The following is a 19,325-nucleotide window of genomic DNA, read 5'->3' as shown; positions in this document are numbered from 1 at the left end:
GTAGTGAAAGGGTGGTGCAAAGAAGGGGGCGGTGTCAACCGCCCCCTCGCTTACGGGCGTCGGAGTCAACCGCCCCCTTCTCCTACGGGGTTGAGCCTCGCCCCCGGCCGCGACGGCCGGCGCTCAGGACTCCGTGCGGTACATCAGGTCCACCTCGTGCGTCCGGAAGCCCAGCCGCTCGTACACCGTCACCGCCGCCGTGTTGTCCGCGTCCACGTAGAGCATCGCCGTGGGCAGCGTCTGGGCCGCCAGATGGCGTAGGCCGATCGCGGTCAGGGCCTTGCCGAGGCCACCGCCCTGCGCCTCGGGCAGCACGCCGACCACGTACACCTCGCCCAGCTGCTCCTCGGCGTGGACCTTGGTCCAGTGGAAGCCGACCAGCCGCCCGTCCCGCTCCGCGAGGAAGAAGCCCTTCGGGTCGAACCACGGCTCCGCCATCCGGTCGTCCAGGTCCCGCTGGGTCAGCGAACCCTGCTCCGGGTGGTGGGCGAAGGCGGCCGCGTTGACCGCGAGCCAGGCCGCGTCGTCCTGGCCGGGCACGAAGGTGCGGACGGTGACGCCCTCCGGCAGCACCGGCTCGGGCACGTCGAGCGGCACCAGGGAGCGGCGGAGCTGGCGCAGTTCGCGGAACAGGGTCAGGCCGAGGACCTGGGCGAGGTGCCGGGCCGCCGACTTGCCGCCGTGCGCCCAGACCCGCAGCCGCTTGCCGGACACGTCGAGGAGGGCGGTGCCGAGGGCCCTGCCGTGGCCCCGGCCGCGGTGCGAGGGGTGCACGACCAGCTCGGCGGCGGGTGCCTCGACCGGGTCGGTCTCCTCCAGCTGGGCGTAGCCGTAGAGGTGCGAGCCGACCGTGAGCAGGTAATGGCGCACGCCCTCGCGCCGGCCGTGGCGCAGGTAGAGCCGTCCCTGCTCGGACACGGCGTGCACGCCGTCGGCGCGGTCGGCGGCCTCCAGCAGGTCGAGGACGTCGCCGACCTGCTCGGGGCTCAGCTCTTCGTAACTGTTGATCTGCCGTCCGGGTTCAAGGGCCGGTGCCGCGTCGGAAGTCATGCCCACGAGATTACGGCGGGGGTGCGCCGGCCCGTGGGAGATCTCACCGGCGTGACTGCCTGGTGGACACGGGCGGGCACGTTCCGGACGCGGGGAGGGCTGGAGCCGGACGCGCGAGGGGCGGGAGTCGGACGCGCGAGGGGCGGGAGTCGGGCAAGGGAAGGGCGGCAGTCGGGCAAGGGAAGGGCGGGAGTCGGACAAAGGCAACCAGCTCGTAATCAGCCACCCCCTGTTGCGCTACGCGCGTTGACTCTAGGCTGCACCGGCAGACGGGGGAGTACGCCGGATGCCGCCGCAGGGGCAGGATCAAGGGGAGAGATGGCAGCGACACGGAAGAACAGCAAGGCGAGGGGCCGCATCCTCGCCGTCGGAGCGGGACTCGCGACGCTGGGCGCGCTCGTCGCCGCGATGCCGGCCGGCGCGTCGCAGGACAGCGCCGACACCGCCGCGTACGGCACCAACGGCAAGGGCTGGGGCCGCATGGTCGACGTCCAGCTGCTCTCCTTCAACGACCTGCACGGCAACCTGGAGCCGCCGGCCGGTTCCTCCGGTCAGGTCACGCACGTCCACGAGGACGGCACCACCACCAAGATCGACGCGGGCGGTGTGGAGTACCTGGCCACGCACCTGCGCCAGGCCCGTGAGGGGAATCGTTACTCCATCACGGCCGCGGCCGGTGACCTGATCGGCGGCTCGCCGCTGCTCTCGGGCCTCTTCCACGACGAGCCGACCATCCACGCGCTCAACAAGCTGGACCTCGACGTCACCTCGGTGGGCAACCACGAGTTCGACGAGGGCGCGGTCGAGCTGGCCCGCATGCAGAACGGCGGCTGTCACCCGAAGGAAGGCTGCTTCGGCGCGGAGAAGGGCTTCGAGCCCTTCGGCGGCGCGGACTTCCCGTACCTCGCGGCGAACGTGACCGACGAGAAGACCGGCAAGCCGCTGCTCGACCCGACCTTCGTCTGGGAGAAGGACGGCGTCCGGATCGGCTTCATCGGCGTGACCCTGGAGGGCACCCCGAACATCGTCACCGCCGAGGGCGTCAAGGGCCTGAAGTTCGGCGACGAGGTCGAGACGATCAACAAGTACGCGAAGATCCTGGAGCGCAAGGGCGTCAAGTCCATCGTCGCCCTGATCCACGAGGGTGGTGCGCCGGCCTCGGACGCGTACAACTACGACTGCGACAGCCCCGGCCCGGGCGACGGCATCTCCGGCCCGATCGTCGACATCGCGAAGAACGTCTCGCCGCAGGTCGACGCCATGATCACCGGCCACACCCACCAGGCGTACGCGTGCACCATCGCGGACCCCGCGGGCAACCCGCGCCTGGTCACCTCGGCGTCCTCGATCGGCAAGCTCTACACCGACACGACGCTGACCTACGACCGCCGCACCAAGGACATCGTCCGCACCGCGGTCGACTCGGCGAACCACGTCGTGACCCGTGACGTGCCCAAGGCCACGGACATGAGCGACCTGATCCGCGACTGGAACGAGCTGGCCGCCCCGATCGCCAACCGCCCGCAGGGGTACATCGCCGCCGACATCAACGGCCGCGGCTCGACGGCGTACGAGAAGCCGCTCGGCGACGTGATCGCCGACGCGCAGCTGGAGGGCCTGGCCCCCGCGGACAAGGGCGGCGCCCAGATCGCCCTGATGAACCCCGGCGGCATCCGCTCCGACCTGGTCTACAAGGCCTCCGGGGCCGAGGGCGACGGCGTGGTGACCTACCGCGAGACCTTCACGGTCCAGCCCTTCACCAACATGATGCACGTGGTCGACCTGACCGGCGCCAACCTGATCTCGGCGCTGAAGCAGCAGGTCAGCGGCTCCAACCTGAAGTCGCCGAAGATCCTCCAGGTCTCGAAGGGCTTCACCTACACGCTCGACCTGACCAAGACGGGCGCCGACCGCGTCGTCGACGGCACGATCAAGCTGAACGGTGAGCCGATCGACCCGGCGAAGACCTACCGGGTCGCGATGAACGAGTTCCTCGCGGGCGGCGGCGACGGCTTCCCGGCCCTGGCGACCGGCACCAACAAGCTGGTCGGGCCCTCGGACCTGGACGTCTTCAACGCCTACCTGGCGGCCCACTCCTCGGCGGCGGCGCCGCTGCCGGTGCCGGCGGCCGACCGGATCACGATCGTGAAGTAACACCCGGGATGTGGGGGCGGTGTCCGCTTCGGCGGGCACCGCCCCTTTTGGCGTTTTTCTCGTTCTGAACGGGTTCGAACTGCTGTTACAGTCGTTCGACTTGGGACACCTGGGGAGGGGTTCTACACGTGACACATGGGTGGGGGACGAGGCGCCGAAGCGCCCTCTCACTGGCCGCGGCAACCGCGGCCCTGATCTCGCTGACGCCGGTGGGCGTCGGCGTCGCATACGCGGCGGAGGGCGACGCGCCGGCGGAGGTGATCATCCCGGCCGAGCAGGCGGCCGATCCGGCCGCGTCGCACGTGGTGCCCGGCACGACGGGCTTCCTGCAGAGCATCTCGACCGGTGGCTTCCGCTGGTTCTCGTACGCCACGGGCGTCTACACGCCGTTCGACGCCGACGGCGCCCGCATCCGCGGCACCGACACGGACACCATCGCCCGCGAGTACGAAGCGCAGGGCAAGGTGGTGTTCCAGGACGTCGCCGGCGGTCCGCAGGAGACGATCACTGTCGGCGCTGGCCGGAGTGTCATCGGCCTCGCCGGACGCACGGTCGTCACCGCGGGGACCACGGCCGACGCAGGGCTGCGCGCGTCGTCCATCGAGAACGGCACGCAGGTGGACCGCGCGATCACCGGTCTGCCGACCGGCGCGCACGAGTTCGTGGTGCAGGGACACACGTCCTACGGCTTCCTGCTGAACTACATGGTGGACGGGGAGTCCGGCGGCCTCGTCTGGGTCGACCTGTCCGGCGACACTCCGAAGCTGCACTCCATCACCGACGCCCTGCGCGCTCCGGTCATCCACGGCGACGCGCTGCTGGCCACGACCGCCACGAAGCTGCGGGTGTGGGACCTCAAGGGCGACTGGTCCGCTCCGGCCCGCGAGACCGACTGGACCGGCGAGGACCTGCCGATCGCCCTGTGGGGCGACCGGGTCCTGAGCATGAGCGCCGGCAGCGGCACGCACACGCTGCTGTCCCGCCCGTTCGCCGGCGGCGAGCAGAAGACGGTGCTCGAGAACGTCTTCAGCGCCCCCAGGGGCAGCGTCGATGCTCTGCTCGCGGTCACCAAGGGCGAGGGCACCGCCCGCCCGGTCCACCGGGTGGACGTGGGCGCCGACGGCGAGGTCGTCGCCACGAAGGTCGCCGACACTCCGGGCATACCGACGCGCACGGCCCGGGTCTCCGTCGCGCAGGGCGTCCTGCACACCGTCGAGCAGCTCCCGTCGGAGCAGTACCGTCTCCGCTCCATCGAGACCAAGGCCGCCGGGTCCCCGCTCGCCGGAGACCGCACCGACCGTGGCACGGTCGCCGGTCTCGACGCGTCCAACGACGTGGTGCCCACCGGTGACGGACGGGTCGTCCGCAGGGCCGGGAGCGGCCTGTCCGTCCTCGCCGACGGTGCGTCGCTGCCCGGTACCGCCCTCGCGGCCGGCTCCGTGGCGGGCGACCTGGAGGCCTCCGGCCGCTACGTCTCGTACCGCCTGACGAGCGGTGAGCGCCGGGTCTTCGACCTGGACGCCAAGCAGGCGGTCCTCACCCGCAACCTCGGCACGGGCCCCACCGCCCTGGGCGGCTCCACCCTGTGGACCGCGACCGGCACCGCCGGTGCCGTCGCCGCGATCGACGTCCGCACGGGTGCCACCCTCCGTACGGTCACCGCCGCCGACTGCGTCCTCAAGGACGTCCAGGCCGTCGGCGCCGACCTGTACTGGAAGTGCGACGCGAAGTCGGGTGTCTACAACACCGCGACGAAGGTGAACACCGCGCTGCCCGCGCACCGCACGGCCCGACTCGGCGACGGCTACGTCACGCACGAGAAGGACGGCGTGCTGTCCCAGACGCCGCTGCGCGGCACCGGGCAGACCCGCGAGCTCGGCCGCCCGGCCGACGTGCTGCCCGAGCGCGGCTGGAGCGTCGACCGCTTCGGCGGTCACACCGTCTTCACCGACGCCCAGCAGCAGCTGCACGTCGTCCCGAGCGGCGTCCCGGCCCCGCCGGTGTCCGTCCTCGACTCGGACCTCTCCTCCGACGTCCTCGACGTCGAGGGCGGCCCCGCGTGGACCGGCACGTGGTGGCTGTCCAAGCCGGCCGCGTCCTGGACGCTGACCGTCAAGAACCCGGCGGGCACCGTCGTCCGCACCTTCGACGGCCACCAGACCCGCGGCGCGGTCAAGGTCGCCTGGGACGGCAACGGTGTGAGCGGCTCTCCGGTCGCCGACGGCCGCTACACCTGGGAGCTCACCGCCCCGCCGGCCGACGGCGCCGGGAACGCCCTGCGCACCACGGGTGCGGTCTTCGTGACGCACGGCGGCATCTCGACCTTCAAGCCGGTGCCTCCGGCCCGTGTCCTCAGCACGGTGAGCGGCATCGGCGCGGCGAAGGCCAAGGTCGGTCCCCGTGGCACGGTGACCTTCCAGGTCACCAGCCGTGGCGGAGTGGCCCCGACCGGCGTGTCCGCGGTGGTCCTCAACGTGACCGCGACCAACGCGACCTCCGGGACGTACGTGTCGGTGTACCCCTACGGGGAGCCCCGGCCGGACTCCTCGAACCTGAACGTGGCGGCCGGGCGCAACGTCCCCAACCACGTCACCGTGCCCGTCGGCAAGGACGGCAAGGTCACGCTCTACAACCACGCCGGTTCGGTCGACCTGCTCGCCGACGTGTCGGGCTACTACACGCTGGCCGGCGACGGCAACCGGTTCAAGGCCGTGACGCCGTCCCGGGTCCTGAGCACCGTGGCCGGCACCGGTGTGCCGAAGGCCAAGGTGGGCGCCGCCAAGACCGTGAGCGTGCAGATCGCCGGCCGCGGCGGGGTGCCGTCGACCGGTGTGACCGCGGTGGTCATGAACGTGACCGCGACCAACCCGACCTCGGCGAGCTACGTCTCGGTGTACCCGTACGGGACTCCGAGGCCGACCTCCTCGAACCTGAACGTGGTCAAGGGGCAGACCGTCGCCAACCTGGTCACCGTGCCGGTCAGGGACGGCAAGGTCACGCTGTACAACCACGGCGGCACGATCGACCTGATCGGTGACGTGGCGGGCTACTTCACCAACGTGGCCGGCCAGGGCGACCGCTTCAAGCCGCTGGCCCCGACCCGGCTCTTCGACAGCCGGTGGGAGGGCTCGGGCGGACCGCTTCCGGGAGGACGCGTCGGCACCCTGGGTGTCGTCGGTTACGCCGGCATCCCGGAGACCGGCGTGTCCACCATGATGTTCAACGTCACGGGCACCAACGCGACCGCCTCGACGTGGATCGCGGTCCACCCGTGGCTGGAGACGATGCCGACGATCTCGAACCTGAACCTGGTGCCGCGGGCGACCGTGGCGAACCAGGTCGTGGTCGGGGTGTCCCACGAGGGCACGGTCGACTTCTTCAACCGCTTCGGTTCGGTCGACATCATCGTGGACGCGTTCGGCTACTACACGAAGTAGCGGCACGCGCCGAGCGAGAAAGGGTGGGGTTCCCGTCGAGCACGACGGGGGCCCCACCCTTCGTCGTCTCCGACGGGGATCCCGCCCCCGGCCCCCTGGCACCCCGCCCTATCGCCCGCGTATCGAAAAGCGCATACGCCCCCGCAACGGCTCCCCGGCTGTCATGGAGCCATGAACCAGGATCACCGCCTCTCCCCGCCCGGACCGGCCCGCCGCACGGCGCTCCGGTTCGTCGTCCTCGCTCTCGCCGTCCTCGCCCTGGTGGCCGTCCTGTTCGTGCTGCGGCGGCCGCTGATGATGTCCGCTCCGGCGTGCCTGGCCGGGCGGTGGCACGGCTGCTTCGACACGTTCAACGGGGTGGTGCTCATGACCCTGGTGACGCTGCCGGCGGCCCTCCTGGTGGCGGGGGCGCTGGCACGCCTCCGGCGGGGCCGGGGGGTCGACGGGTCGGTGGCGTGGCGGAGGTCGCTGGCCGAGGTGGGGATGGTGCACGGGACGGTGCCGTTCCTGTGGCTGACGATGATGCCGGGGGGCGGGGCCGGTGTCGTCCCGGCCCGGGTGAGTCTGGTGCCGCTGCGGGACCTGGTCACGATGGGGTCGCTGGGCATCGCGGGGAATCTGCTGGTCTTCGCGGCGCTGGGGTTCTTCGCCCCGATGCGGTGGGCGGCGCCGGCGACCGTGCCGCGGGTCCTCGCGCTCGGGGCGGGCTGCTCGGTCCTGGTCGAGACCGCGCAGTACGTGCTGCGCCTGGACCGGGTGTCGTCCGTGGACGACGTCCTGGTCAACGCCACCGGCGCCCTGCTCGCCGGTCTTGCCTCCCGCCGCTGGTGGCGGACCGGGGCGCCAGGGGCTTCCCTCATGCCGGCGCTACGTCGTCCTGCCTAGGCTGCGGGCATGCGCGTACTGATCGTGGAGGACGAGCCCTACCTGGCCGAAGCCGTACGGGACGGTCTGCGGCTGGAAGCGATCGCCGCCGACATCGCCGGCGACGGCGACTCCGCCCTGGCACTGCTCGCCGTCAACTCCTACGACCTCGCGGTCCTCGACCGCGACATCCCCGGCCCCTCGGGCGACGAGGTGGCCCGGCGGATCGTCGCCTCCGGCAGCGGCATGCCGATCCTCATGCTCACCGCCGCCGACCGGATCGACGACAAGGCGTCCGGGTTCGAGCTCGGTGCCGACGACTACCTCACCAAGCCGTTCGAGCTGCGCGAGCTGGTCCTGCGGCTGCGGGCGCTCGACCGCAGGCGCGCGTACGCCCGGCCCCCGGTCCGGGAGCTCGCGGGCCTGCGCGTCGACCCCTTCCGCCGGGAGGTCTTCCGCGACGGGCGCCATGTCGCGCTGACCCGCAAGCAGTTCGCCGTCCTGGAGGTCCTGGTCGCCGCCGAGGGCGGGGTCGTCAGCGCCGAGGAGCTCCTCGCGCGGGCCTGGGACGAGAACGCCGACCCCTTCACCAACGCCGTCCGCATCACCGTCTCCGCCCTGCGCAAGCGGCTCGGCGAGCCGTGGGTCATCGCCACGGTGCCGGGCGTCGGCTACCGCATCGACACCGGCGGACCCCGTGCGTAGACCTCCCGGTCCGAGCGTCCGCCTGAAGCTGACCCTCAGCTACGCCGGGGTGGTTCTGGTCACCGGTGCCGTGCTGCTGGCGGTGGTGTGGCTGTTCCTGCTGCGGTACGTGCCCGACAGCTCGCAGGGCCTGCTCGGGATCTCGCCCAACCGGTTCCTCCTGTCGCGGATCTTCGGTCGCGCCGCGGCCGTCGCGATGGGCCTGTTGCTGGTGTGCGGCCTGGTCGGGGGATGGTTCCTGGCCGGCCGGATGCTCGCCCCGCTCACCCGGATCACGGCCGCGGCGCGGACGGCCGGCGGCGGCTCGCTGTCCCACCGGATCCGGATGGAAGGCCGCCAGGACGAGTTCCGGGAGCTCGCCGACGCCTTCGACACCATGCTCGAACGGCTCGAATCGCACGTCGCCGAGCAGCGGAGGTTCGCCGCGAACGCCTCCCACGAGCTGCGCACCCCGCTGGCCATCGCGCAGACGCTGCTCGACGTCGCCCGCAGGGACCCCACCCGGGACCGGGACGAGGTCCTGGAACGGCTGCGGACCGTCCACACCCGGGCGATCGGCCTCACCGAGGCCCTGCTGCTGCTCAGCCGGAGCGACCGCGGCACCTTCACCCGCGAGGGCGTCGACCTCTCCCTCCTCGCCGAAGAGGCCGCCGAGACCCTGCTGCCCCTCGCCGAGCGGCGCGGCACCACGCTCGACGTGACCGGCACGGCGGCCCCGGTCCGCGGCTCGGCGGAGCTGCTGCTGCGGATGGTGACGAACCTGGTCCAGAACGCCGTCGTCCACAACCTCCCCGCCCACGGCACCGTGGCCGTCCACACCGAGGCGCGGGACGGCGCCGCCGTGCTGCGGGTGGAGAACACGGGCCCGGTCGTCCCGCCGGACCTGGTGCCGACCCTCACCGAACCGTTCCAGCGCGGGACGGAACGCGTGCGCACCGACGAGCACGCCGGCGCCGGCCTCGGTCTCGCCCTCGTGCACAGCATCGTCCGCGCCCACGACGGCACCCTCGACCTCGCTGCCCGTCCTGAGGGCGGCCTCGTCGTCACGGTCCGGCTTCCCGCGACGCGGTAGGCCGTGGCCCGTGGCCCGTAGCCCGAAGCCCACAAGACATGGCCGTGGCCGGAGCCCGCAGCCCCGTCCGCACGACTATGGCAGGGTCACGTCAACCCCTGTCATAGTGCCGCCCATGGACCGACGACGCTTTCTCGCGGGTGCCGCCGCAGCCGGTGCCGCCCTCCTCGCCGGCGCCCCCTCCGCCCGGGCGGCCGGCACCGCGCTCGGCACCCGGGACTGGATGGCTGCCCACGGCGACCCCACCCCGCTCCAGAGCCTCACGATCCCCGGAACCCACGACTCCGGCGCCCGCTTCGGCGGCCTGTGGACCGAGTGCCAGAACACCACCATCGCCCAGCAGCTGGACAGCGGCATCCGCTTCCTGGACATCCGCTGCCGTGTCACCGGAGGTTCCTTCGCGATCCACCACGGGGCCTTCTACCAGAACCTGATGTTCGGTGACGTCCTCGTCGCCTGCTGGAACTTCCTCGCCGCCCACCCCACCGAGACCGTTCTCATGCGGGTCAAGCAGGAGTACTCGTCCGAGTCCGACGCCACCTTCCGCGCGGTCTTCGACGACTACCTCGACCGGCGCGGCTGGCGCCCCCTCTTCCGTATCGGACCCGGCGTCCCCACCCTCGGCGAGGCCCGCGGCAAGGTCGTGCTGCTCGCCGACAACGGCGGCCTGCCCGGCCTGCGGTGGGCCGACGGCACGTACTTCGACGTGCAGGACGACTACCAGGCCGAGCCCTTCGCCAAGTGGACCAGGATCCGCGACCAGTTCCGCGAGGCCGCCGGCCGCCCCGGGCCCTTCTACGTCAACTTCGTCTCCACCGCCGCCGGACTCCCGCCCCGCTGGAACGCCGACCGCCTCAACCCCCAGACGCACTCCCTGATCGACGGCGAGGGCGCCGGCTGGAAGGGCCTCGGCATCGTCCCCATGGACTACCCCAACACCCGCTCAGGACTCGTCGAGTCCCTCATCCGCCACAACTGACCCGCTTGCCCCTCCCGGACCACCCGACCCTCCCGGCCCACCGGCCACGCCCGGCGGCGGTGTCGGCGCCCCCGGCAGCCGCACCGTCGCCACCGTGCCGCCCCCGCCGTCGGCGGCCGGCGCGAGCGCGACCGTGCCGCCCGCCCGGCCGACCGTCCGCGCCACGATCGAGAGCCCGAGGCCCGACCCCGGCAGGCTGCGCGCCGACGGCGAGCGCCAGAACCGGTCGAAGACATGCGGCAGTTCCTCCGCCGCGATGCCCGGCCCGTGATCCCGTACGGTCAGCTCGCCCCGCATCAGCCGCACCTGGACCGTCCCGCGCGGCGGCGAGAACTTCACCGCGTTGTCCAGCACGTTCACCAGCGCCCGCTCCAGGGCCGCCGGCTCGGCCCGTACGTACCACGGCGCCAGCTCCGTCTCGAAGGTCAGCTCGGGACCCCGCAGCCGGGCCCGGTCGAGCGCCGACCGCAGGATCGTGTGCAGCGGCACCACCTCCAGCGGCCCCGGCGCCGCCGCCTCCGGCCGGGACAGCTCCTGGAGGTCCCCGATCAGCGCCGCCAGCTCCGTCATCTGCGCCTTCACCGAGGCCATCAGGGCCCGGCGGTCCTCCGGCGGCAGCGCCCGGCCCGTCTCCTCGCTGCGCGCGAGGAGCTCGACGTTCGTGCGCAGCGAGGTCAGCGGGGTGCGCAGCTCGTGGCCCGCGTCCGCGATCAGCTGCGCCTGGCGGTCCCGGGAGGTCGCGAGCGCCGCCGTCATCGCGTTGAACGACCGCGACAGACGGGCGATCTCGTCCTCGCCCTCCACCGGGATCCGCACCGTCAGGTCCTCGGTCGCCGCCACGTGCTCCACCGCCCCGGTCAGCCGGTCCACCGGCGCCAGACCGGTCCGCGCCACCCAGAGCCCGGCCGCGCCGGCGCCGACCACGCCGATGCCGGAGACCAGCAGCAGCACCCACGCGAGCGTGGACATCGAGTTGTCCACCTCGGACAGCGGCCTGGCCAGCGAGACCGCCATGCCGGGCCGGTTCGGATCGGCGTAGGTGTAGACCCGCATCTCGCGGCCGTCGTCGTCCTTCGTCGTGTGCAGGGTGTCGTCGAGCAGCCCGCGGGCCACCGCCACGTCCGAGGTCTGCGCCGGGATCGGCGCCTTGCCGGAGGTGCAGATCGTGCCGTCGACCAGGGTCAGCTGCACGGTGTACGGCGGCAGCGGCGGGGCCTGCCGGCCCGAGCGGCAGCCGCTGAGGACCAGGTTCAGATAGCCGTTGTCGACCTTGCTGCCGCGCAGGCCCGCGTCCAACTCGCTCTCCAGCTGCGCCCGCGTCACGAACCAGCACGCCAGCGACACCGCCGCCACCGCGACCGCCACCGCGAGCGCGGTGAGCAGGGCGAGGCGGGAGCGCAGCGGGCGGGAGCGGAACCAGGAGACGGGACCGGTCACTCCGCGCCCCCTCCGCGCAGCACGTAGCCGACCCCGCGGACGGTGTGGACCAGGCGCGGCTCGCCGCCCGCCTCCGTCTTGCGCCGCAGGTACATCACGTACACGTCCAGCGAGTTCGAGCTCGGCTCGAAGTCGAAGCCCCACACGGCCTTCAGGATCTGCTCGCGGGTCAGCACCTGCCGCGGATGGGCCAGGAACAGCTCCAGGAGCGTGAACTCGGTACGGGTCAGCTCCACCGGCCGCCCGCCGCGCGTCACCTCACGGGTGGCCAGGTCCATCCGCAGGTCCTCGAAGGAGAGCACGTCGCCGCCGTCGGCGGGTGCCGACGCGGCCGCGTACGCGCTGCGCCGCAGCAGCGCCCGGATCCGGGCGAACAGCTCGTCCAGCTCGAAGGGCTTCACCAGGTAGTCGTCCGCGCCCGCGTCGAGGCCGGTGACCCGGTCGCCGACCGTGTCGCGGGCGGTCAGCATGAGGATCGGCACGGTCGAGCCCGAGGCCCTGATCCGGCGGGCCGCCGTCAGGCCGTCCATCCGCGGCATCTGCACGTCGAGGACGACGAGGTCGGGGGCGTACGACTCCATCGCGGCGAGGGCGTCGAGCCCGTCGACGGCGTCGCGCGTCGCGTACCCCTCGAAGGCGAGGCTGCGGCGCAGCGCCTCCCGTACGGCGGGCTCGTCGTCGACGATCAGGATGCGTTCGGCATCGTTCTGCTGGCCGGTCATGAACTCAGCGTCCCATGCGTTCAGGCGGCACCGCCCGAGCGCAGGTCGTCCAGGTCCGCCTTGAGGGTGTTCACCGGAATCGCGAATCCGAGACCGACGCTTCCGGCCGTGGAACCGTTCGACGAACCGGGCGCGTACATGGCCGAATTGATTCCGATGATCTCGCCGTTCATATTGATCAGCGCGCCGCCGGAATTACCGGGATTGAGGGAAGCGTCCGTCTGGATCGCCTTGTACGTGGTCTTCGACGAACCCGTGTCGCCGTTGAACTGCCGCCCGCCGAATTCGAACGGCCAGCCCTGCCGCGGGTCGTACGGCCGGCCCTGCCCCTGGCCGTCACCGTCGTCCTTGGCGACGGTCACATCGCGGTCGAGGGCCGAGACGATGCCGCTGGTGACGGTGCCGGTCAGGCCCTCGGGGGAGCCGATCGCCACGACTTCGTCGCCCACCCGCACCTTGGAGGAGTCGCCGAGGGTGGCCGCCTTCAGGCCGGAGGCGTTCTCCAGCTTGATCAGCGCCAGGTCCTTGTCCGGGTCCGTACCGACGACCTTCGCGTCGTGGCTCTTGCCGTCGGAGGTGCGCACCGTGATCGCGGAGGCGCCGGAGATCACGTGGTTGTTGGTGACGATCTCGCCGTCGGAGGTGATGATCACGCCCGATCCGGTGGACCGGCCCGAGCCGGAGCTCGCGGAGATCTCCACGATGGACGGGGACACGGCCTGGGCGACGCCGGCGACCGTGCCCGTGCTGCTCGCCGACACGTTCGTCCCGCTCACGGCGCCCGAGGCGGCCGTGGTGCCGTCGGCCGTCCACCGATCGACCAGGGTCGCGGTCCCGCCGCCGACCGCCGCCGCGGCGATCGCCACGGCCGCGAGGAGTCCGACCCCGCGCCGGGCCCTGCGGTGCGGCGCCGGGGGCGGGGCGGGCACCGAGGCGGGCGGTACGTGACCGCCGGACGGCCAGATCGTCGTCCCCGGGCCGGTCATGACCGGCCGCGTGGGGTCGTACGGGGGACGCGGCGGGTAGTACGGCTGCTGCTGCGGCTGGGGCTGCGTGTGGTCCGTCATGACCACGACTCTCGGAGCCGTACATGAGAACCGTCTGAGGACGGGGTGAGAAGCCCGACAGAAGCCTGTATGCCCGAAATAAAGGCGGGCGTTCTCCGAGCCCGTCGAGGGTCAGCCGCAGCCGCAGGAGCGGCGCACGATGAGCGCCGACGGGAACTGCTTCACCCGCTCGCGCCGCGAGCCCGCCACCCGCAGCGAGTCGTCGAGGACCAGGTCCACCGCCGCACGGGCCATCGCGGGGCGGTCGGAGTAGACCGTGGTCAGCGGCGGGTCCGTCAGCGCCGCCTCCTTGACGTCGTCGAAGCCCGCCACCGCCAGCTCCGTCGGCACGTCGATCCGCAGCTCACGGGCGGCCCGCAGCACACCGAAGGCCTGGTCGTCCGTCGAGCAGAAGATGGCCGGCGGCCGGTCCGGTCCCGACAGCACCTCCAGCGCGACTTTATAGGCGTCGTAGCGGTTGTACGGGGCCTGGAAGAGCCGGCCCTCGATCGAGAGGCCCGCCTCCAGCATGGCCCGGCGCCAGCCCTCCTCGTGGTCCGCGACCGGGTCGCCGACCGCCGGGGTGTTCGGGATGCCGCCCATGCACGCCACGTAGGGGTGGCCGTGCTCCAGCAGGTGCCGGGTGGCGAGCTGCGCGCCGCCGATGTCGTCCGTCACGACGGCCACGTCGTCGATGGCCTCGGGCCGCTCGTGCAGCAGCACCACGCGCGCGTCCCAGGCCTCGATCTCGCTCGCGGCCTGCTCGCTCATGCCCTGGCTGACCAGGATCAGGCCGGAGACCCGCATGCCGAGGAAGGCCCGCAGATAGTGGATCTCGCGCTCGGTGCGGTAGTCGGAGTTCCCGACCAGCACCATCTTCCCGCGCTCGGCGGCGGCCTGCTCGACCGCGTGCGCCATCTCCGCGAAGAAGGGCTGCCGCGCGTCCGGCACCACCATGCCTATGAGGTCGGTGCGGCGCGACGCCATCGCCTGGGCCACCCGGTCGGGCCGGTAGCCCAGCTCCTTGATGGCGGCGAGGACACGCTCGCGCGTGGCCGGGGCGACCGGCCGGGGTCCGTTGTTGATGACGTAACTCACGACCGCGGTCGAAGTACCCGCCAGTCGCGCTACGTCATCCCGCGTCACCTTGGCCACGCGCGGCAGTCTACGCGGGGGGACCTACCTACCGGCAGGTCGGACTGTGGCATACGCCACGTCAGCGGTCCTCCACAGGAGTGAGTTCCCGCGTGGCGTCCTTGACGCGCGCCCCTTCCTTGGCCCGCGCCTCCTCGGCCGCCCGCTCCACCTTCTCCGGCGTGACGAAGCGGTAGCCGACGTTCCGTACGGTGCCGATCAGCGACTCGTGCTCGGGCCCGAGCTTCGCCCGCAGCCGCCGTACGTGGACGTCGACCGTCCGGGTGCCGCCGAAGTAGTCGTAGCCCCACACCTCCTGGAGGAGCTGGGCGCGGGTGAAGACCCGGCCCGGGTGCTGGGCCAGGTACTTGAGCAGCTCGAACTCCTTGAAGGTCAGGTCCAGGACCCGGCCCTTCAGCTTGGCGCTGTACGTCGCCTCGTCCACCGACAGGTCACCGTTGCGGATCTCCATCGGGGAGTCGTCGGCCGTGATCTGCTGCCGGCCCATGGCCAGGCGCAGCCGCGCCTCCACCTCGGCCGGCCCGGCGGTGTCGAGCAGCACGTCGTCGATGCCCCAGTCGGCGGTGACGGCCGCGAGTCCGCCCTCCGTCACGACCAGGATCAGCGGACAGCCGGGGCCCGTGGACCGCAGCAGCTGGCACAGCGAGCGCACCTGCGGCAGGTCACGGCGGCCGTCGACGAGGATCACGTCGGCGCCCGGGGTGTCCACGAGGGCCGGGCCCTCGGCGGGCGCCACGCGCACGTTGTGGAGCAGCAGGCCGAGGGCGGGAAGCACCTCGGTCGACGGCTGCAGGGCGTTGGTGAGGAGCAGCAGTGAGCTCATCGCGACCCACCTGCCCGGGTCGTCGACCGGCTCACCGCTCGGCGTTGCGTCGTTCGCTCGTCCATGACGTCGGTTCCTCCTCGGTCCCTGCGAGGACGTCTGCGTATCACTCTCGCGCCCTGAGAGCGTTTGTTCATCCGGTCGTAACAACAGTCGGAAAACACAAAAGGACCCGGGGGCTGCGTTGCCCGGATCCTCTGACAGCAGAATAGCCCACATGACTTCCGCGGCAGAGGGTCGATTTCACATGGTGGATGTTTCCTGGCTCACTTCCGTACCCCGCCGCGCCGTGCTCCGTACCGACGACGGTGTCCGGATCGAAGCGCTCCACGAGCCCTGTACGGCCGGTGTCACCGGCACGGCGGCCGATGCGACGGCCGGTCGAGGTGCCGGTACGGGGGCCGCAGCGGCGGTCGGAACGGCGATCGTCGTGGCCCACGGGTTCACCGGATCGGTGGACCGGCCCGCGCTGCGGCGCGCCGCCCAGGTGCTGCGCCGCCACGCCGACGTCGTCACCTTCTCCTTCCGCGGCCACGGCCGCTCCGGCGGACGCTCCACGGTCGGTGACCGCGAGGTCCTGGACCTGGCGGCGGCGGTCCGCTGGGCCCGCGAGCTCGGCCACGCGCGCGTGGTGACGGTCGGCTTCTCCATGGGCGGCTCGGTCGTCCTGCGGCACGCCGCCCTGGAGCGGGGCGCGGACGCCCGGACGGACGCCGTCGCCGCCGTGTCCGCCCCCGCCCGCTGGTACTACCGGGGGACGCCGTCCATGCGCCGCGTCCACTGGGTGATCACCCGTCCGGTGGGCCGACTGATCGGCCGCTACGGCCTGGGCACCCGCATCCACCACCGGGACTGGGACCCGGTGCCGCTGTCGCCGGTCGAGGCGGTTCCGCTGATTGCGCCGACCCCTCTGCTGATCGTGCACGGCGACCGCGACCCGTACTTCCCCGTCGACCACCCGCACAGCCTCCTGGCGGCGGCCCCCGATGGCACGGCCGAACTGTGGCTGGAGCACGGCATGGGCCACGCCGAGAACGCGGCGGACGACGGGCTGCTCGACCGGCTCGGGGCCTGGCTCGTCCGGCCGTAGGACGGCCGCCGCGCACCATGGCCCATCATGGGGGGCGGCGCGCACACGAACGAGAGGAGTGCCGCTATGGCAGCGGGAACCATCCGCTACTGGGCCGCGGCGAAGGCCGCCGCCGGAGTCGCCGAGGAGCCGTACGCCGCCGAGACCCTCGCGGAGGCGCTGGACGCGGCCCGCGAGCGGCACCCCGGCGAGCTGGTACGGGTCCTCCAGCGCTGCTCGTTCCTGATCGACGGCGATCCCGTCGGCACGCGCGCGCATGAGACGGTACGGCTGGCGGAGGGCGGCACGGTCGAGGTGCTCCCCCCGTTCGCAGGAGGGTGAACGGCACACCATGAGCAGTGACCAGCGCTACCCGTACGAGCCGCAGGGCGGTCAGCCGTACGACCCGAACGTCACCCAGACGTGGCAGGGCCAGACCTGGGACACCCAGTACCAGCCGACGGTGAGCCCGCAGAGCGTGCAGCCTCAGGCCGTGGAGCCTCAGGCCGTTCAGCCCCAGGCCGTGGAGCCTCAGGCCGTTCAGCCCCAGGCCGTGCGGCAGCAGGCGCCCGTCTCGTACGACACGGCGTACCTGCCGCCGCAGGGCGCCTACGGCCCGCAGACCGGCGGCCACCCCCTGCCGCCGGAGACGGCCCACCCGTCGGAGCCCGCCTACCCGCAGGCGTACGAGACCCGGGCCCAGGCCCCGGCGTACGAGGCCCCGGGCGCGGCCCCGGCGTACGAGACCCCGGCCCCGGCGTACCAGGCCCCGGCCCAGGCCCCGGCGTACGAGGCCCCGGCCCCGGCTGCGGCGGCCGAGGCGGGGTCCGGCGCCGGCCCCGCGTACTCCTCGCCCACCACCTCCGGCAACATCCGGCTCACCGACGCCCAGCGGGCCCGCGCCGAAGGCCGGTCGCCGATCATCGAACCGGGGATGCAGCCGGCCGCCCTGACGGCCCTGCTCGGCGTGCTGCTCGCCGTGGGCGCGGCCGTCGGCCCGTACGCGCTGCTCGTGCCGCTCGTCCTGCTCCAGGCCGTCACCGCCGCCGGCTGGTTCCGGCTCAACGGCATGTGGCCCGCCCGGCAGGGCATCGCCCTCGCCTTCCTCGGCGGCGTCACCGCCGACGCGGCGCTGCTCGTCGCCGGACGCGAGCACGCGCCCGCCGCGATCATCGGCACGCTCGGGGTCTGGGTGCTGCTCACCCTGGTGCTCCAGCTGCGCAGCCACGCGGACCCGGACGAGAGGATGTACGGCCTGATGGCGACCGTCGTCTCGGCGGCGCTCGCCGTCCTCGCCGCCGGTCACCTCGGCGCCGAGCCGGACGCGGTGGTCGTCGGCGCGGTCGCGGTCGCGGCGGCGGTCCTCGCCCGGGCCGTCCCGCTGCCCGGACCGGTGTCCGTGATCGTCGCCCTGCTCGCCGCCGCGGGCGCGGGCATCGCGGCCGGCGGGCTCACCGAGCTCGGCACGGGCGGCGCGCTGCTCGGCCTGGGCGCCGGGGTGTGCGCCCTGGTCGGGCTGCGGGTGGCCGCCTACGACTATCCGTCGCGGTTCGTCCACATGACGGCCGGTGTCGCGCTGCCGCTGACCGCCGCCGTCCCGGCCGTCCACCTGCTGGGCAGGGCGCTCGCGTAACGGCCCCGCGCACGCCGCCCCGCGCCCCTCGGGAACCGACCGGCCCTCCGACACGTCGATCTTGTGTCGGAGGGCCGGACTCGTCGGCCGGAGTCGTCTCGGGGGGAACAGGCACATGCGAGCACTGCGGATGGTGCTGATCGTGGCCGTCGTGCTCGGGGGGCTCTTCGTCGGCGCGGACCGGATCACCGTCGGATACGCGGAGTCGGAGGCGGCCGAGGGCGTGCGGCTCGGCACCGCGAAGGCGGAGTCCACCGAGGTGGACATCCGGGGCTTCCCGTTCCTCACCCAGGTCATGGACCGGCGTCTCGACGAGGTCGAGGTGCGGGTGACCGGGTTCAAGGCGACCGCCGGCGGCCGACCGGTGCGCATCGGCGAGCTGACCGCCGATCTGCGTGACGTCACGCTCGGCTCGGGCTACGCCATCGAGCGGGCCGGCAGCGCCGACGGCACCGCGCTGATCTCCTACCCCGACCTGGCCGCCGCCTCGGGGCGGGAGGCCACCGTCGCGTACGGCGGCGACGGCAAGCTGAAGGTCACCGGCGGGGTGCGGCTCCTCGGCCGGACGCTGACCCGCAGCGTGCTGTCCACGGTGACCCTGGTGGACGGGGACACCATCCGGGTGCGAGCCGACGAGGTGCCGGGCGAGGGCATCCCGGGCCTTGAGGACATGGTGCGGGCCCGCACCGACTTCGACCGGCGGATCGAGGGCCTGCCGAAGGGCATGCGGCTGACGAAGGTCGAGGCACGCGAGGACGGTCTCGCGGTGACGGTGACCGGCCGCGATGTGGTCCTGACGGCCGGCTGAGCGCCCCGCCGACTGCCCTTCTCCTACCCGCTGATCACCATCTGAGACGCAGCCGTCCGACAGGCAGATGCCCGGGCCGGCGCGCCGTGCCCCAGCCTCCCCCACGGCGAGCCGCACCCGTCTCGTATCCCGTATGCCGGACGATCGCGTCTCAAAATACGACACACCGGTGACACGGCCGCCCGTCCGTCCCTACGATCGTCCGCATGAAGCGACAGGCGGAACTCACGAAGCGGCGGGCAGTAGACCTGTGCCGCGTCGCCGCCATGCTCTGTCGCTCCGTCTGAGCGGGACGCCGTCCACAGCGCCCGTATTCCTCGGATTCCCAGGCCCTACGACGTGATGTCGGGGCCACCCTCGCGCAGCCGTAC

General features: G+C 72.7%; 17 protein-coding genes. 11 read left to right on the top strand and 6 right to left on the bottom strand.

Annotation, left to right across the window (positions count from 1 at the left end; translation table 11 throughout):
• Nucleotides 1-123: 123 nt before the first annotated feature.
• Nucleotides 124-1,050 (bottom strand): mycothiol synthase, encoded by a 927-nt coding sequence (gene mshD, locus ABTZ91_RS02545; RefSeq protein WP_352075228.1) that lies wholly within the window; start codon nucleotides 1,048-1,050, stop codon nucleotides 124-126.
• Between the two features lie 318 nt (nucleotides 1,051-1,368).
• Here mshD and ABTZ91_RS02540 point away from each other — a divergent pair, with 318 nt between their 5' ends.
• From ABTZ91_RS02540 to ABTZ91_RS02515, 6 genes are all read left to right on the top strand, one after another.
• Nucleotides 1,369-3,204: a bifunctional metallophosphatase/5'-nucleotidase gene (locus tag ABTZ91_RS02540; protein WP_352075227.1), complete on the top strand. Its 1,836-nt coding sequence runs from the start codon at nucleotides 1,369-1,371 to the stop codon at nucleotides 3,202-3,204.
• Between the two features lie 209 nt (nucleotides 3,205-3,413).
• Nucleotides 3,414-6,641 (top strand): FlgD immunoglobulin-like domain containing protein, encoded by a 3,228-nt coding sequence (locus tag ABTZ91_RS02535; protein ID WP_352075226.1) that lies wholly within the window; start codon nucleotides 3,414-3,416, stop codon nucleotides 6,639-6,641.
• 171 nt (nucleotides 6,642-6,812) lie between these two features.
• Nucleotides 6,813-7,526, top strand: coding sequence for a VanZ family protein (locus ABTZ91_RS02530; RefSeq protein WP_352075225.1), 714 nt, complete (start codon nucleotides 6,813-6,815; stop codon nucleotides 7,524-7,526).
• A gap of 9 nt (nucleotides 7,527-7,535) precedes the next feature.
• Entirely contained in the window at nucleotides 7,536-8,210 is a 675-nt protein-coding gene (locus ABTZ91_RS02525; protein WP_352075224.1) for a response regulator transcription factor, read from the top strand.
• On the top strand, nucleotides 8,203-9,282 hold the full coding sequence (locus ABTZ91_RS02520) for a HAMP domain-containing sensor histidine kinase (protein ID WP_352075223.1): 1,080 nt from the start codon (nucleotides 8,203-8,205) through the stop codon (nucleotides 9,280-9,282). The genes ABTZ91_RS02525 and ABTZ91_RS02520 overlap by 8 nt, the downstream gene beginning before the upstream one ends.
• Before the next feature lie 115 nt (nucleotides 9,283-9,397).
• Nucleotides 9,398-10,261 carry a phosphatidylinositol-specific phospholipase C gene (locus tag ABTZ91_RS02515; protein ID WP_352075222.1) on the top strand — a complete coding sequence of 288 codons (864 nt, stop codon included), beginning with the start codon at nucleotides 9,398-9,400 and terminating at the stop codon, nucleotides 10,259-10,261.
• On the opposite strand, the gene ABTZ91_RS02510 is transcribed toward ABTZ91_RS02515, so the two are convergent.
• From ABTZ91_RS02510 to ABTZ91_RS02490, 5 genes are all read right to left on the bottom strand, one after another.
• Nucleotides 10,226-11,698: a HAMP domain-containing sensor histidine kinase gene (locus ABTZ91_RS02510; RefSeq protein ID WP_352075221.1), complete on the bottom strand. Its 1,473-nt coding sequence runs from the start codon at nucleotides 11,696-11,698 to the stop codon at nucleotides 10,226-10,228. The two genes, ABTZ91_RS02515 and ABTZ91_RS02510, sit on opposite strands and share 36 nt — an antisense overlap.
• Nucleotides 11,695-12,420, bottom strand: a complete 726-nt coding sequence (locus tag ABTZ91_RS02505; RefSeq protein ID WP_352075220.1) for a response regulator transcription factor — start codon at nucleotides 12,418-12,420, stop codon at nucleotides 11,695-11,697. Before ABTZ91_RS02505 ends, ABTZ91_RS02510 begins: the two co-directional genes overlap by 4 nt.
• Nucleotides 12,421-12,440: 20 nt before the next feature.
• Entirely contained in the window at nucleotides 12,441-13,487 is a 1,047-nt protein-coding gene (locus ABTZ91_RS02500) for a trypsin-like peptidase domain-containing protein (RefSeq protein ID WP_352075219.1), read from the bottom strand.
• A gap of 111 nt (nucleotides 13,488-13,598) precedes the next feature.
• A complete protein-coding gene (locus ABTZ91_RS02495) occupies nucleotides 13,599-14,621 on the bottom strand; it encodes a LacI family DNA-binding transcriptional regulator (RefSeq protein ID WP_352075218.1) in 1,023 nt (340 codons plus the stop codon).
• 61 nt (nucleotides 14,622-14,682) lie between these two features.
• Nucleotides 14,683-15,444: a response regulator transcription factor gene (locus tag ABTZ91_RS02490; RefSeq protein WP_352075217.1), complete on the bottom strand. Its 762-nt coding sequence runs from the start codon at nucleotides 15,442-15,444 to the stop codon at nucleotides 14,683-14,685.
• Between the two features lie 217 nt (nucleotides 15,445-15,661).
• On the opposite strand from ABTZ91_RS02490, the gene ABTZ91_RS02485 reads away from it, so the two are divergent.
• The 5 genes from ABTZ91_RS02485 to ABTZ91_RS02465 all read left to right on the top strand — a co-directional run bounded on the left by ABTZ91_RS02485 (nucleotide 15,662) and on the right by ABTZ91_RS02465 (nucleotide 19,241).
• Nucleotides 15,662-16,534 carry an alpha/beta fold hydrolase gene (locus tag ABTZ91_RS02485; protein WP_352075216.1) on the top strand — a complete coding sequence of 291 codons (873 nt, stop codon included), beginning with the start codon at nucleotides 15,662-15,664 and terminating at the stop codon, nucleotides 16,532-16,534.
• A gap of 66 nt (nucleotides 16,535-16,600) precedes the next feature.
• The gene (locus tag ABTZ91_RS02480) at nucleotides 16,601-16,855 is read left to right on the top strand and encodes a MoaD/ThiS family protein (RefSeq protein WP_345486670.1); all 255 of its coding nucleotides are present in this window, start codon (nucleotides 16,601-16,603) and stop codon (nucleotides 16,853-16,855) included.
• 10 nt (nucleotides 16,856-16,865) lie between these two features.
• Nucleotides 16,866-18,146, top strand: coding sequence for a hypothetical protein (locus ABTZ91_RS02475; protein WP_352075215.1), 1,281 nt, complete (start codon nucleotides 16,866-16,868; stop codon nucleotides 18,144-18,146).
• 115 nt (nucleotides 18,147-18,261) lie between these two features.
• Nucleotides 18,262-18,954, top strand: a complete 693-nt coding sequence (locus tag ABTZ91_RS02470) for a DUF2993 domain-containing protein (protein WP_352075214.1) — start codon at nucleotides 18,262-18,264, stop codon at nucleotides 18,952-18,954.
• A 206-nt stretch (nucleotides 18,955-19,160) separates the two neighbouring features.
• Entirely contained in the window at nucleotides 19,161-19,241 is an 81-nt protein-coding gene (locus ABTZ91_RS02465) for an Ms5788A family Cys-rich leader peptide (protein ID WP_352021666.1), read from the top strand.
• Nucleotides 19,242-19,325: the final 84 nt, after the last annotated feature.

The organism is Streptomyces sp. NPDC126499, from assembly GCF_040302485.1.
GTDB lineage: Bacteria > Actinomycetota > Actinomycetes > Streptomycetales > Streptomycetaceae > Streptomyces.
The sequence above is the reverse complement of the archived record's forward strand: the minus strand, read 5'-3'. Positions and strand labels throughout refer to the sequence as shown.